This is a genomic window from Bacillus siamensis KCTC 13613 (genome assembly GCF_000262045.1).
In the GTDB taxonomy this organism is placed as follows: domain Bacteria; phylum Bacillota; class Bacilli; order Bacillales; family Bacillaceae; genus Bacillus; species Bacillus siamensis.
The window spans coordinates 413,164-428,813 of the sequence record NZ_AJVF01000013.1 but is presented as its reverse complement, the minus strand read 5'-3'; the positions used below and the strand labels follow the sequence as shown (position 1 = coordinate 428,813).

11 protein-coding genes are annotated in these 15,650 nt (G+C 46.1%); all 11 read left to right on the top strand.

All coding sequences use genetic code 11. The features are described 5' to 3' along the window. The 11 genes from pbpB to ftsZ all read left to right on the top strand — a co-directional run bounded on the left by pbpB (position 1) and on the right by ftsZ (position 15,539). Complete coding sequence (gene pbpB / locus Y79_RS0102130; RefSeq protein ID WP_016936211.1) at positions 1-2,130, top strand: penicillin-binding protein 2B; 2,130 nt, start codon at positions 1-3, stop codon at positions 2,128-2,130. 112 nt (positions 2,131-2,242) lie between these two features. Then, entirely contained in the window at positions 2,243-4,162 is a 1,920-nt protein-coding gene (locus Y79_RS0102125; RefSeq protein WP_016936210.1) for a stage V sporulation protein D, read from the top strand. A gap of 195 nt (positions 4,163-4,357) precedes the next feature. Next, positions 4,358-5,830 (top strand): UDP-N-acetylmuramoyl-L-alanyl-D-glutamate--2,6-diaminopimelate ligase, encoded by a 1,473-nt coding sequence (locus Y79_RS0102120; protein ID WP_016936209.1) that lies wholly within the window; start codon positions 4,358-4,360, stop codon positions 5,828-5,830. Between the two features lie 107 nt (positions 5,831-5,937). Further along, the gene (gene mraY / locus Y79_RS0102115; RefSeq protein ID WP_007409707.1) at positions 5,938-6,912 is read left to right on the top strand and encodes a phospho-N-acetylmuramoyl-pentapeptide-transferase; all 975 of its coding nucleotides are present in this window, start codon (positions 5,938-5,940) and stop codon (positions 6,910-6,912) included. Next, the gene (murD, locus tag Y79_RS0102110) at positions 6,913-8,268 is read left to right on the top strand and encodes a UDP-N-acetylmuramoyl-L-alanine--D-glutamate ligase (protein ID WP_016936208.1); all 1,356 of its coding nucleotides are present in this window, start codon (positions 6,913-6,915) and stop codon (positions 8,266-8,268) included. Between the two features lie 58 nt (positions 8,269-8,326). After that, positions 8,327-9,427 carry a stage V sporulation protein E gene (gene spoVE / locus Y79_RS0102105; RefSeq protein WP_003154430.1) on the top strand — a complete coding sequence of 367 codons (1,101 nt, stop codon included), beginning with the start codon at positions 8,327-8,329 and terminating at the stop codon, positions 9,425-9,427. 116 nt (positions 9,428-9,543) lie between these two features. After that, positions 9,544-10,635: an undecaprenyldiphospho-muramoylpentapeptide beta-N-acetylglucosaminyltransferase gene (gene murG, locus Y79_RS0102100; protein WP_016936207.1), complete on the top strand. Its 1,092-nt coding sequence runs from the start codon at positions 9,544-9,546 to the stop codon at positions 10,633-10,635. A gap of 25 nt (positions 10,636-10,660) precedes the next feature. Beyond that, positions 10,661-11,572, top strand: a complete 912-nt coding sequence (gene murB, locus Y79_RS0102095; RefSeq protein WP_016936206.1) for a UDP-N-acetylmuramate dehydrogenase — start codon at positions 10,661-10,663, stop codon at positions 11,570-11,572. 129 nt (positions 11,573-11,701) lie between these two features. Next, positions 11,702-12,493 (top strand): cell division protein FtsQ/DivIB, encoded by a 792-nt coding sequence (locus Y79_RS0102090; protein ID WP_016936205.1) that lies wholly within the window; start codon positions 11,702-11,704, stop codon positions 12,491-12,493. Between the two features lie 548 nt (positions 12,494-13,041). Further along, a complete protein-coding gene (gene ftsA / locus Y79_RS0102080) occupies positions 13,042-14,355 on the top strand; it encodes a cell division protein FtsA (RefSeq protein ID WP_003154425.1) in 1,314 nt (437 codons plus the stop codon). A 35-nt stretch (positions 14,356-14,390) separates the two neighbouring features. Then, the gene (ftsZ, locus tag Y79_RS0102075; RefSeq protein WP_016936203.1) at positions 14,391-15,539 is read left to right on the top strand and encodes a cell division protein FtsZ; all 1,149 of its coding nucleotides are present in this window, start codon (positions 14,391-14,393) and stop codon (positions 15,537-15,539) included. The last annotated feature ends 111 nt before the right edge of the window (positions 15,540-15,650 follow it).

Sequence of the window (15,650 nt, the reverse complement as noted above, 5' to 3'; positions counted from 1 at the left end):
ATGCCTAAAAAAAATAAGTTTATGAACAGAGGAGCAGCGATACTGAGTATTTGTTTCGCTCTCTTTTTCTTTGTCATTCTCGGGAGAATGGCGTACATTCAATTAACCGGTAAAGCTAACGGGGTGGAACTTGCAACAAAAGCGACCGAGCAGCACGAAAAAAAGCGGACGATAGAAGCGAGCCGCGGCTCCATTCTTGACCGGAACGGCAAAGTGCTCGCTGAGGACACGGCGACTTATAAGCTCATTGCCATACTTGATAAAAAGATGAAGCCTCAGTATGTCAAGGATAAAGAGAAAACAGCGGAAAAGCTTGCGAGTGTTATTAAACTTGACAAAAGCGAGATTCTGGACATCTTAAACAGGAATGGCGCGAAGCAGGTGGAATTCGGTTCAGCCGGCCGCGATATCTCTTATGCGAAAAAGCAAAAGATCGAAAAAATGAAGCTTCCAGGTATTTCTTTCTTAAGAGATACGAAGCGCTACTATCCGAACGGTGTGTTTTTATCAAATGTTCTCGGCTATGCCGATGTAAATGAAAAAACAAACCAGATACAAGGATCTTTAGGGCTGGAAAAAATACTGAACAGCTATCTGACGGAACGCGACGGATCCGTCACGTATGAAAGTGATAAATCCGGCTGGAAACTTCCGAACAGCAAAGAAAAAATCACCGCACCTAAAAACGGTGACAATGTATATTTAACCATTGATCAGAAAATTCAAACCTTTTTAGAAGACAGCATGACGAAAGTGGCGGAAAAGTATAAACCGAAAAAAATCATGGCGGCTGTCGTAGAACCGAAAACAGGCAAAGTGCTTGCGATGGGGCAGCGTCCGAGTTTTGATCCGAATCTCAGAAACGTCACCAATTATTACAACGACTTAGTGTCGTACGCGTATGAACCGGGATCGACGATGAAGATCTTTACGCTTGCCGCGGCGATTCAGGAAAACGTGTTTTCTGCAAACGAGAAATATAAATCAGGAACATATAAAGTAGGCGGCGGAACAGTACGAGATTGGAACGATGGAGCCGGCTGGGGCATGACAAGCTTCCATGACGGCCTCATGAGGTCGTCAAATGTTGCTTTCGCCAAACTGGCAGACAAAAAACTCGGGTTTGACCGGTTTAATGAGTATCTGCACAAATTCGGGCTCTATCAAAAAACAGGGATTGATCTGCCCGGTGAAGTATCAAGTAAAATTAACTTCAAATATGATTTTGATAAAGCGTCCACGGCTTACGGCCAAGCATCGGCGATAACGCCGATTCAGCAGCTTCAGGCAGTCACGGCGATTGCCAATAACGGCAAAATGATGAAGCCTTACGTCATTGACCATATCGTCGACCCTGATACGAAAAAAGTCGTCAAGCAGACAAAGCCCGAACAAGCAGGCACGCCGATTTCGGCTGATACGGCCAAACAAGTCCGGGACCTGCTCGGAGAAGTTGTGACGTCAGACATCGGAACGGGAAAACCTTATAAAATTGAAGGTTTTGATGTTGCGGGGAAAACGGGAACCGCGCAAATCGCGGGGACGGGCGGATATTTAAAAGGAACGAGCAACTATGTGTTTTCATTCATGGGCATGGCACCGAAAAATGATCCTAAGCTCGTCATCTATGTAGCCGTGCAGCAGCCGCAATTAAAAGCCGGCCAAAGCAGTTCCGATCCTGTCGCGGAAATCTTTAACCCGACGATGAAAAACAGTTTGCATTATCTGAACATCGAGCCGACGGAAAAGTCAGATTCCGGCCAGGAAGAAACGAAAAGCCAAAAGATCCCTGACCTGACAGACAAGACGGTTACGAATGCTGAGAAGGAAGCGAAAAATGAACATCTCACACCGATTGTCATCGGCAGTGATGTTGCCGTAAAAGAGCAGTATCCGAAAGCCGGGGAAGATGTGATTACCAATCAGAAAATCTTCTTAAAAACAGACGGAAAGATGATAATGCCTGATATGTCCGGATGGTCGAGACGGGAAGTGCTTCAATTCAGCAAGGTATCAGGCATTCACATTGATGTGAGCGGCGAAGGTTACGCTGCCAGCCAAAGTGTCAAAAAAGGCAAAGAACTGAAGGGAAATACCGTGATCAAGGTGAAATTTAAAAATCCTGATTAACGGGACAGAGAAGTCCGCGGATGCCCGCGGGCTTCTTTTTTATGCGCGCCGTTCTATGTATCCAAGCTGAGGCATAAAATGAAACAAGCCTAAATAAGGAGTGGACGGTCCCTTGCGCGTTTCAAATGTAACGGTTCGAAAACGTTTATTACTGGTTTTGCTTTTTGGCGTGATCATTTTTTTGATCATTGACAGCAGATTAGGCTATGTCCAATTTGTAATGGGGGAAAAGCTGACTTCGCTGGCTAAGGATTCCTGGAGCCGGAATTTGCCGTTTGAGCCTGAGCGGGGAGAGATCCTTGACCGGAACGGCGTGAAGCTGGCTACTAATAAAAGCGCGCCGACCGTCTTTGTCGTACCGCGCCAGATTCAAAATCCCATAAAAACGGGCAAGCTTCTCGCGTCAGTTTTAAATATGTCGGAAGAGAAGGTCTATAAACACATTACAAAGAAAACTTCCATAGAAAAAATCTCACCCGAGGGCCGGAAAATTTCAAATAAAAAAGCGAAAGAAATCAAAGCGCTCGATTTAAAAGGGGTTTATGTAGCTGAAGACAGCATCCGTCATTATCCGTACGGAAGCTTTTTGTCCCATGTTCTCGGTTTTGCCGGTATTGATAACCAGGGCCTTCTCGGACTGGAGGCTTATTATGATGATGACTTAAAAGGTGTAAAGGGCTCCGTGAAATTTTATACGGATGCCAAGGGGAAGAAAATGCCTGATGAAGCGGATGATTACACCCCTCCGAAAGACGGACTTGATATGAAATTGACGATTGATGCTAAGGTTCAGACGATTATAGAACGAGAGCTCGACAATGCAGCAGCGAAATACAACCCGGACGGAATGATTGCGGTCGCAATGAATCCGAAAAACGGAGAAGTGCTGGGAATGTCAAGCCGTCCTGATTTTGATCCGGCTGACTATCAATCAGTGGATCCGTCCGTTTACAACCGGAATCTGCCGGTATGGAGCACGTATGAACCAGGTTCGACCTTTAAGATTATTACGCTTGCGGCGGCGCTCCAAGAGCAAAAAGTAAACTTGCAAAGAGATCACTTTTATGACAAAGGATTTGCCGAGGTGGACGGCGCCCGCCTCAGATGCTGGAAAAAGGGCGGCCACGGTTCGCAGTCTTACCTTGAAGTCGTTCAAAATTCCTGCAACCCTGGGTTTGTACAGCTTGGGGAACGGCTCGGAAAACAAAAGCTGTTTCAATATATTAAGGACTTCGGATTTGGAAAGAAAACAGGCATCGATCTGCAGGGGGAAGGAACGGGAATCTTATTTCCGCTTGACAGAGTCGGCCCGGTCGAACAGGCGACAACCGCTTTCGGACAAGGGGTTTCCGTCACGCCGATTCAGCAGGTGGCAGCAGTATCCGCAGCAATAAACGGCGGAACGCTTTATACTCCGTTTATCGCCAAAGAGTGGGTTGATCCCGTTACGAAAAAAACCGTTAAGAAACAATCGCCGATTGCGAAAAGACAAGTTATTTCCCAGGAAACGTCAAAGCAGATCAGATACGCTTTAGAAAGCGTCGTCGCGCAAGGAACGGGGCGGAATGCCTTTGTAGAAGGATATCGCGTCGGCGGAAAAACAGGAACGGCGCAAAAGGTCAAAGACGGCAAATATCTCGAAAACAATCATATCGTCTCCTTTATCGGTTTTGCGCCGGCTGATGACCCGAGCCTTGTCGTATATGTCGCGGTTGATAATCCGAAAGGCACGATTCAATTCGGGGGAACCGTCGCCGCGCCGATTGTCGGAAATATTATGAGAGACAGTCTGCCGGAGCTCGGCGTCAAACCGCGAAAAAATCAAATCGAGAAAAAATATCAATGGAACGACACAAAAACAATAGAGGTTCCGAATGTTGTAGGGATGTCTGTCTCTGATCTTGAGTCGCTGCTTGTCAATTTAAATATAGACTCCTCAGGAAAAGGAAGCAAAATTGTGAAACAATCACCTGCAGCCGGAACGAAAGTAAAAGAAGGCTCGAAGATCCGTGTTTACTTGAGTGAAGAATGAGTCTTTTTGAGGCAGCCGATTGTTTTCGGCTGCCTTTTATCATAAAGAGAAAAAAAGAAGATAACTTTTAAGATTAACTGGATGTATCCTTTTATTTACGCTAAAATATGAACTGTATGTTTAAAAGCCATTCTGACTTTTATAAACAATTATCATGATAAAAGAATGAATAGAATTTCTGAGAGGTTTGATACAATGAAACTTACAAAGCTGCTTACATATTTAATGGCCGAACCTGTTCAAAATGACTTTCATGACCCTGATATAACTTCAATTGAGATGGACTCCAGGGAAGTGAGAAAAGGGAGTCTTTTTGTGTGTATAAAAGGGTATACGGTGGACGGACATGATTTCGCCCAAAAAGCCGCAGAAAACGGCGCAGCTGCCATCGTCGCCGAGAAAGAGCTTGACGTCGATATTCCTGTCATTATCGTCCGCCGGTCACAGCGGGCGCTCAGCGTTCTTTCTGACGCGTTTTACGGGCAGCCGACAAAGAAACTTCAGCTTATCGGCATCACCGGCACAAACGGCAAGACATCAACGACGCATATGGTGGATGAGATTTTCAAAAAAGCGGGAAGACAGACCGGTTTAATCGGAACGATGTACATTAAAATCGGTGATGAGACATTCCCGGTCAAAAATACAACACCCGAAAGCGTCACACTGCAAAAAACGTTCAAGAAAATGAATGACGAGCATGTTGATACAGCTATTATGGAAGTATCTTCTCACGCTCTGTCACTCGGCAGGGTTCACGGCTGCGATTATGATATCGCCGTGTTCACGAATCTGACGCAGGACCATTTAGACTATCACAAGACGATGGAAGACTACAGACAGGCTAAAAGCCTCCTGTTTTCGCAGCTGGGCGGCTCTTTCAACCATGAAAAGCCGAAGCGGGCCGTTTTAAACGCAGATGACAAAGCCAGCGCTTATTTTGAAAGAGTGACGGCGGCGCACATCCTTACATACGGAATCGAAAATGATGCCGATGTCATGGCGAAACAAATTGAGATCTCTGCGCAAGGCACAAGCTTTGAACTCGTTACGCCAAAAGGAACAAAGCAGATCACGGTTTCACTCGTCGGCCGGTTCAACGTGTATAACGTACTGGCTGCAGCGGCGACAGCGATCGCAGCGGGTCTCCCGTTCGATACGATCACAAGCGCTCTTGAAGAGCTGCAAGGTGTCAGGGGCCGGTTTGAACTGGTGAATCACAATCAGCCGTTTCCTGTCGTCGTCGATTACGCGCACACGCCTGACAGTCTGGAAAACGTCCTGAATACATGCAAAGACATGACAGAAGGCAAGCTTTTCGTCGTCGTAGGCTGCGGCGGTGACCGGGACAAAACAAAACGCCCGAAAATGGCGGAAATTGCGGTGCGGATCGCCGACGAACCGATCTTTACCTCAGATAACCCTAGAAGCGAGGACCCGCTGGCCATATTAAGAGATATGGAAAGAGGAGTAGAAGGAACTTACTATCACAGTATCGCCAACCGCGAGCAGGCCATCTTTTTTGCCATTGCCAACGCAAAAAAGGGTGATGTGGTCCTGATTGCCGGAAAAGGGCATGAAACCTATCAGCAGATCGGCAATGAAACATTCGACTTTGATGACGCCGAAGTAGCGGGAAGAGCTATCGTTGAGCTGAATAAAAAGTAAAACAGGAAAGAGTGTTAGAATGAGGGAAATGAAAAGAATTACGGGGAAACAATGTGAATATGATAAATACGTATGTCGTTTGAACGAAACGGGAGGAGAAAAGAGCAATGCTTGAGCAAGTGATTTTATTTACAATAATAATGGGATTTTTAATCAGTGTTCTGATATCTCCGATTCTTATCCCGTTTTTAAGACGTTTAAAATTCGGCCAGAGCATCAGGGAAGAAGGGCCGAAATCACATATGAAAAAATCAGGGACGCCGACGATGGGCGGGGTCATGATTATCGTATCCATCGCCATTACGGCGATTGTCATGACGCAGAAATTTTCGCATTTGAGCGCGGAAATGTTTCTTCTGCTGTTTGTCACGATCGGATACGGCCTGCTCGGCTTTTTGGATGATTATATTAAAGTGGTGATGAAACGGAATCTCGGATTAACGTCGAAGCAGAAATTGATCGGCCAGATCATTATCGCCATTGTATTCTACGGAGTATATCATTACTGCCATTTTTCAACCGGCATCAGGGTGCCGGGAACACATCTGTCAATCGATCTCGGCTGGGGATACTTTATCCTCGTTCTCTTTATGCTTGTCGGAGGTTCAAACGCCGTCAACCTGACAGACGGTCTGGACGGTCTCTTGTCCGGTACTGCTGCTATTGCATTCGGCGCTTTCGCGATCCTTGCGTGGAACCAGTCACAATATGACGTTGCGATTTTCTCGGTTGCCGTTGTCGGCGCCGTTCTCGGTTTTCTTGTATTCAACGCCCATCCCGCCAAAGTATTTATGGGGGATACCGGGTCGCTTGCGCTTGGAGGAGCGATCGTGACCGTTGCCATTCTGACGAAGCTTGAAATTCTGCTCGTCATTATCGGCGGAGTTTTTGTGATTGAGACCTTATCTGTTATCTTACAAGTCATCAGCTTTAAAACGACAGGAAAACGAATCTTTAAAATGAGTCCGCTTCACCACCATTACGAATTGGTCGGATGGTCTGAATGGAGAGTTGTCGTCACATTCTGGACTGCTGGACTGCTGCTTGCCGTTTTAGGAATTTACATCGAGGTGTGGTTATAAGTGGAAAACGAACTTTTTTTGCAAAAACAAAACTTTCTGGTCCTCGGACTGGCGAAAAGCGGATATGCGGCTGCGTCAATTCTTCATGAAAAAGGCATTAACGTCGTCGTAAATGATCAAAAAGCCTTTGAAGAAAACGAACCTGCCCAAAGGCTTTCAGAAAGAGGAATTGAGGTTATCTGCGGTGAACATCCGACATCACTTTTTGATCAGCATGATATAACCATTCTGATCAAAAATCCCGGAATCCCGTATGAAAATATTATGGTGGAGGAAGCGCAAAGAAGAGGCATCCCGGTTTGGACGGAAATCGAGCTTGCGTATTATATCACCAATGCAAAATTCATCGGCATTACAGGCTCGAATGGGAAAACGACAACGACGACCCTGGTCTACGAAATGCTGAAGGCTGACTCGATAAAGGCGCTGATCGCGGGGAATATCGGCACTGTCGCCAGTGAAGTGGCTTATCGTGCTGACGGTGATGAATGGATCGTCACGGAGCTTTCTTCGTTTCAGCTGATGGGGACTCATGCGTTCAGACCTGAAATCGGCCTGATTTTAAATGTATTTGACGCTCATTTGGATTATCACCACAGCCGTGAAAATTACGAAAAAGCCAAGCAGAAGGTGTATCTGCATCAGCTTGAGAGCGATACGGCCATCGTAAACCAAAGCGATGAAACAGTCGTGCGGCTTGCTGAAGGCGGAAAAGCCGGCACCGTTCCGTTTTCAGTTCATCAGGAACTGTCCGGCGGCGCATTCATTAAAGACGGAATGCTGATGTTCGGCGATGAAGCGATTCTGCCTGTTGATGACATCGTATTGCCGGGCGCGCACAATTTAGAAAATATTCTAGCTGCTGTAGCCGCTGCAAAAACGGCGGGCGCATCCAATAAAGCGATTCAGAAGGTGCTGACAAGCTTTACCGGTGTTAAACACCGTTTGCAGTATGTGACTGCGATTCAGAATCGTAAATTTTATAATGACAGCAAAGCGACGAATATTTTGGCCACAAGCAAAGCGCTCTCCGCGTTCAAAGCTCCGGTTATACTGCTTGCAGGCGGACTTGACCGCGGCAACGGCTTTGACGATCTGAAACCGTATATGGACAATGTCAAAGCGGTCCTTACGTTCGGCCAGACGGCGCCGAAGATAGAAAAACTGGGCAATGAGCTGGGAATACAACATGTCAAACGTGTCGATAATGTTGAACAAGCAGTATCTGCGGCGTTTGCGCTCTCAAATGAAGGAGACGTCATCCTCTTGTCACCTGCGTGTGCAAGCTGGGATCAGTTCAAAACATTTGAAGAACGCGGTGACATGTTTATAGATGCCGTGCATATGCTTAAGTAAGGGCTTGTCTCTGTTCATCGGCAGCCCTAAATGACTTATGCTTGGGGTGTCGATTGCTTTGACTACTAAAAAAACAGCGCCTGATTTGTTATTAGTTATCATTACGTTATTGCTTTTAACAATAGGATTAATTATGGTTTACAGTGCAAGTGCGGTTTGGGCGGATTATAAATTTGACGACTCGTTTTTCTTTGCGAAACGGCAGCTGCTGTTTGCGGGAATCGGCGTCATTGCCATGTTTTTCATTATGAATGTGGATTATTGGACATGGCGCACATGGTCGAAGCTGCTTCTGATCATTTGTTTTTTCCTGCTTGTGCTTGTACTGATTCCGGGAGTCGGAATGGTGCGGAACGGTTCAAGAAGCTGGATCGGAGTGGGCGCGTTCAGCATTCAGCCTTCGGAGTTTATGAAACTCGCGATGATTGCGTTTCTGGCTAAATTTCTTTCTGAAAAACAGAAGAACATTACGTCATTCAGACGCGGATTCGTTCCCGCGCTCGGAATCGTGTTTTCTGCATTTATTATTATCATGTGCCAGCCCGACCTTGGAACGGGGACGGTGATGGTGGGCACGTGCATCGTGATGATATTTGTTTCCGGTGCGCGAATCGCTCATTTCGCGTTTCTCGGACTCATCGGTTTAAGCGGATTTGCGGCGCTTGTTCTGTCCGCTCCTTATCGGATTAAACGGATCACCTCCTACTTAAACCCGTGGGAGGACCCGCTTGGAAGCGGATTTCAGATCATTCAGTCGCTCTATGCCGTAGGTCCGGGCGGTCTGTTCGGAATGGGGCTCGGCCAAAGCCGGCAAAAGTTTTTTTACCTGCCGGAGCCGCAAACCGATTTCATTTTTGCTATCTTATCTGAGGAACTCGGCTTTATCGGCGGATCGCTCATATTGCTGCTGTTCAGTATTTTATTATGGCGGGGCGTCAGGATTGCGCTCGGCGCTCCGGATTTATACGGAAGCTTTGTCGCCATCGGCATTATTTCTATGATTGCTATTCAAGTCATGATTAATATCGGTGTTGTGACGGGGCTGATCCCGGTAACAGGAATTACGCTGCCGTTTTTAAGCTACGGAGGGTCATCATTGACGCTGATGCTTGCAGCGGTCGGCGTGCTTTTAAATGTCAGCCGGTACTCGAGGTATTGATCTGTATCTTGCCTCATCACTCATGATATATTCGTCATTTATAAAAAAACAGACAACATCAATAACCCTGTCCTAAAAAACAGGGTTATCGCTATGTGATTAAGGGGGACATACGAATGCGTATTGCAGTAAGCGGGGGCGGAACCGGAGGACATATTTATCCGGCTTTGGCCTTTATTAAAGAAGTTCAGCGCCGGCACCCGGACGTGGAATTTTTATATATCGGAACAGAGAACGGTCTTGAGAAAAAAATTGTTGAAAGGGAAAATATTCCGTTTCGCGCCATTGAAATTACAGGTTTCAAACGAAAACTTTCTTTTGAAAATGTAAAAACCGTCATGCGTTTCTTAAAAGGCGTGAAGAAAAGCAAATCGTATTTAAAAGAGTTTAAACCGGATGCCGTTATCGGCACAGGCGGCTATGTATGCGGTCCAGTTGTATACGCGGCGGCAAAAATGGGAATTCCGACGATCATTCATGAGCAAAACAGCCTTCCGGGCATCACGAATAAGTTTCTCTCGAAATATGTTAATAAGGTGGCGATTTGCTTTGAAGAGGCAAAATCGCATTTTCCTGCTGAAAAAGTTGTTTTTACGGGAAACCCGAGAGCCTCTGAAGTCGTCTCAATTAAGACAGGCCGCTCGTTAACTGAATTCGGGCTGAAAGAAGATCAAAAAACGGTGCTCATTTTCGGCGGAAGCAGAGGTGCGGCTCCTATTAACCGTGCCGTTATTGATATGCAGGAAGAATTGAAAACGAGACCTTACCAAGTGCTTTATATTACCGGGGAAGTGCATTATGAGAAGGTAACGGCTGAGCTGAAAGGCGGAAAAGCCGCTGATAATATGGTGACAAAACCGTTTTTGCACCAAATGCCGGAGTACTTAAAATCAATCGATGTTATTGTGGCCAGAGCCGGGGCGACAACGATTGCGGAAATCACCGCACTCGGCATTCCGAGTGTGCTCATTCCGAGCCCGTACGTGACAGCCAATCACCAGGAAGTCAATGCGAAGGCGCTCAGCCAGCATGACGCTGCAATCGTACTGAAAGAAACCGAGCTCAGCGGAGAAAAACTGATCGCTGCGCTGGACAAAATCGTAATGAATGACGAAACGCTAAAAGACATGAGTGAGCGGACAAAATCACTCGGTGTTCCCGATGCGGCAGCCAGACTGTACAGTATCATGGAAGACATTAAAAAATAGAGCAAATGGAATGCGGAGGTTTACGATGGAGAACGTAATTCAGGAATTAAGAGACCGCGAAGTCGGCAAAGTGCTGGAACAAGAACCGCTCGCGAATCATACAACGATGAAAATTGGCGGTCCGGCGGACATTTTAATCATCCCCAACCGTGTGGAAGCGGTCAAAGATATTATGGATATTGTGAAAAAACATGACCTGCCATGGACGGTTATCGGCCGCGGTTCAAATCTGCTCGTGCTTGATGAAGGCATAAGGGGAGTTGTTATTAAGCTGGGAGCGGGTCTCGATCATTTGGAGATTGACGGCGATCAGGTGACGGTCGGAGGCGGTTATTCAGTCGTCCGTCTTGCGACTTCGATGAGTAAAAAAGGAATGTCCGGACTCGAATTTGCAGCAGGCATTCCGGGATCAATCGGCGGAGCCGTCTATATGAATGCGGGGGCGCATGGATCTGATATGAGTGAGATTCTTGTGAAAGCCCGTATCTTATTTGAAGACGGCACGATCGAATGGCTGACGAACGAAGAGATGGACTTCAGCTACAGAACGTCTGTATTGCAGAAAAAACGTCCCGGCGTGTGTCTTGAGGCAATTCTAAAGCTTGAGCAAAAGGAACGGGAAGCCATCACGGCGCAAATGCAGCAAAACAAAGATTACAGAAAAAATACTCAGCCGTACTCAAGCCCCTGCGCGGGAAGCATATTCAGAAATCCGCTGCCGGATCATGCCGGAAACCTCGTTGAAAAAGCGGGATTAAAAGGATATCAGATCGGCGGAGCGAAAGTGTCCGAAATGCACGGGAATTTTATCGTCAATGCCGGCGGGGCGACTGCTAAGGACGTCCTTGACCTGATTGAGTATGTGAAAAAGACCATCCGTGAGCAGTATGATGTTGACATGCATACAGAAGTTGAAATCATCGGCGGGAATCGCTAAAAGGTTCTCTGATTTCCGTGAGCTCATGTGATATACTTTTAACAAATGTCAAACGGCATCACAGCATGCCGTTTGTTTTTCAATCAGACGAATGTCAAGCTGTTTCATTCTTAGCGAGGTGGACAGGCAGTGAACCCGAATCATGAAAGAGAAAAAATCGTAAATATTGAAGAACGGATTCCGAAAATCAAAGAGCAGCGGAAACAAAAAGCAAACCGCCGGCTGATTTCATTCATTGTGCTCTTTTTTATGATGGTTTTAATCATCGTGTATTTGCAGATGCCGATCAGCAAAGTCTCTTCTGTCACCGTATCCGGAAACGAAAACGTGTCTGTAAAAGAGATCAGCGCGCTTTCTGATATACATAACGGACAGACCGAGTTCTGGAGTCTGAACAAGAAAAAAACAGAAGAAAAGATTGAGCAGAATAAGCTGGTGAAAAAGGCGGAGCTTTCAAAAGCATTTCCTAACAAAGTCAGAATTCACATTGAAGAATATAAGACTATCGCGTATCTGCAGCGGAATGATGTGTATTATGAAGTGCTGGAGAACGGCACCGTGCTGCCGAATGAAGTCACGCCCGATGACGCGGGTCCGATTTTGGTAGACTGGACAAACGCGAAAAAGCGGGTCAAAATGGCAGATCAGCTTGATAAGCTTTCAGGTTCGTTAAAGCAGTCGATTTCTGAAATCTACTACACTCCGGTAAAAATGGATCAGGACCGGATTAAGCTGTATATGAACGACGGATATGTGGTGACCGCTTCAATTAAAACGTTTGCCGCCCGGATGAAGACCTATCCTTCTATCGTTTCTCAGCTGGACGGCGGAAAAAAGGGAATTATCCACTTAGAAGTCGCTACATATTTTGAAGAATTTAAAAAAGGTAAATCCGGCAAGAAAAAAGAAACTGATCAATAGTTCTAAAGAACTAATTTTAAGGTGATTCAAAAGGGACTGTTACAATTAGCATGGCAGCCGATATAACCGATAGCGGAATAGTTATGACTATGTTTGTTTTTTGCCGGGGATTCCGGCTGCCGGACAAGCGGAAAATTCTTAATGCAATGGGCGTGTCTTCTGCAGTGATCATTGCATTTGGAATTTTCCTCCTGTTTCTTCTTTTTTCGGATGTTTCTGGCAATATCTATCGCTTTTCTGAAGGTTCATCTTAGTGTAGACTAATGGAAAGCGGGTATATTTGCATCTGGATTGCACAGGATGACCCCGTGACAAGAAATCTTACGGTAAGGTGGGCCATCTCCAAAAAAAATAAAAAAAATGCGATATAAAAGAGGATATACATAGAATATAACGAATAGTTTCATTAAACATAAATTGTGAGAAATCAGATGAAAATTTGTTGATGCTGTTGTTTTTGTTACACACTTGTAAAGCCACATCCATTGTATTGTTGTTCCGCAAATAATAGAATAGAATTTGATCGAAATGTGAGGAGGTGCCATAGAATGAACAACAATGAACTTTACGTCAGTCTTGACATCGGTACGTCCAATACAAAAGTGATCGTCGGAGAAATGACAGATGATTCCCTTAACATTATCGGAGTGGGAAATGTACCGTCTGAAGGGTTGAAAAAAGGCTCAATCGTTGATATAGATGAAACCGTTCATTCTATAAGAAAAGCGTTTGACCAAGCTGAAAGAATGGTAGGTTTTCCGCTGAAAAAAGCCATTGTCGGCGTTAATGGAAATTATATTCATATTCAAGATACGAACGGCGTTGTCGCTGTTTCCAGTGAAAACAAAGAAATTCACGTTGAAGACGTCCGCAGGGTAATGGAAGCGGCACAGGTCGTGTCAGTTCCGCACGAGCAGCTGATCGTTGACGTCGTTCCGAAACAGTTTATCGTTGACGGAAGAGACGAAATTACCGATCCGAAAAAAATGCTCGGCGTGCGCCTGGAAGTAGAAGGCACGCTGATTACCGGCTCCAAAACGATCTTACATAATTTGCTTCGCTGTGTGGAGAGAGCGGGCGTCGAAATTACAGATATCTGCCTGCAGCCGCTTGCGGCCGGTTCAGCGGCTTTGTCAAAAGACGAAAAAAACCTCGGAGTCGCCATGATTGATATCGGCGGCGGTTCGACGACGGTGGCGGTATTTGAACAGGGGCACCTGAAGGAGACAGCCGTCATTCCGCTCGGAGGCGAAAACATCACGAAAGATGTATCGATCGGATTGCGCACTTCCACCGAAGAGGCTGAAAGAGTAAAAAAACAATTCGGACATGCATTCTACGATGAGGCTTCAGAAGATGAAGTATTTGAAGTCACCGTCATAGGAACGAATCAAAAGCAATCTTTTACACAGCAGGAAATTGCCAATATTATTGAAGCAAGAGTGGAAGAGATTCTTGAGATTGCCGCAGCCGAAATTGAGCATATGGGAATTACAGATCTGCCCGGCGGCTTTGTGCTGACCGGCGGACAGGCCGCAATGCCCGGCGTGCTTTCATTGGCACAGGAAGTGCTGAGGCACAATGTCAGGGTCGCAAGCCCGAATTATATCGGTGTAAGAGACCCTCAATATATGACGGGTGTCGGCTTGATACAATTTGCCTGCCGAAATGCCAGAATTCAGGGAAGAAAAATAGGCTTTCATATGCCGGAAGAAGCCGTGCAGGAAATCGCGGTCTCTCACGAAGAAGAACATCATCAGCGGCCTGAGGCGCAGCAGCGTCCAAAAGCAAAACAAAAAACACAAGCCGAACACAACAAACCGAGCAAAATGAAAAAACTATTAAGCATGTTTTGGGAATAGATTGATAGTCATTCGGCAGATTAGGAGGATTTAGCATGTTGGATTTCGAAACAAACATAGACGGCTTAGCATCAATTAAAGTAATCGGAGTAGGAGGCGGCGGTAATAACGCGGTCAACCGAATGATTGAAAACGAAGTACAGGGTGTAGAGTACATCGCGGTAAATACGGACGCGCAAGCTCTTAACCTGTCAAAAGCAGAAGTGAAAATGCAGATCGGAGAAAAGCTGACCCGCGGTCTCGGAGCGGGAGCAAATCCGGAAGTCGGCAAAAAAGCCGCTGAAGAAAGTAAAGAACAAATCGAAGAAGCGTTAAAAGGCGCTGACATGGTGTTCGTTACAGCCGGAATGGGAGGCGGTACCGGAACGGGAGCCGCACCGGTTATTGCGCAAATCGCAAAAGACTTAGGCGCTTTGACTGTCGGAGTCGTAACAAGACCGTTTACATTTGAAGGACGAAAACGCCAGCTGCAGGCTGCAGGCGGTATCACGGCGATGAAAGAAGCCGTTGACACGCTGATCGTTATTCCGAATGACCGGATTTTAGAAATTGTCGATAAAAACACACCGATGCTTGAAGCATTCCGTGAAGCTGATAACGTGCTTCGCCAAGGGGTGCAAGGTATCTCAGACCTTATCGCGACGCCCGGTTTAATCAACTTGGATTTTGCCGATGTTAAAACCATTATGTCCAACAAAGGTTCAGCATTGATGGGTATCGGGATCGCTACAGGCGAAAGCCGTGCTGCCGAAGCCGCTAAAAAGGCCATCTCCAGCCCGCTCCTTGAAGCGGCAATCGACGGAGCGCAAGGTGTTTTAATGAACATTACGGGAGGTACAAATCTGAGCCTCTACGAAGTGCAGGAAGCAGCCGATATCGTCGCTTCTGCGTCTGATCCTGATGTGAATATGATTTTCGGTTCAGTTATCAATGAAAATCTGAAAGATGAAATCGTCGTTACCGTCATCGCGACTGGTTTTATCGAACAGGAGAAAGACGACTCAAAACCGCAGCGTCCGAGTTTAAACCAAGGCTTGAAGTCTCAAAGCCAGCCTGCTGCGAAACGTGAGCCGAAACGAGAAGAAACACAGCATCAAAACACGGTAAACCGCCATACTTCACAGCCGGCGGATGATGCCCTTGATATTCCTACATTTTTAAGAAACCGCAACAAACGCGGCTGATGCAAAAAGGACAAAACCACATGGTTTTGTCCTTTTTCTTTTTTCGCTCAGTCTTCCTGCCTATCCCCATGATCTATACAACGAAAATAGAAACTTTATACCTATGACCAA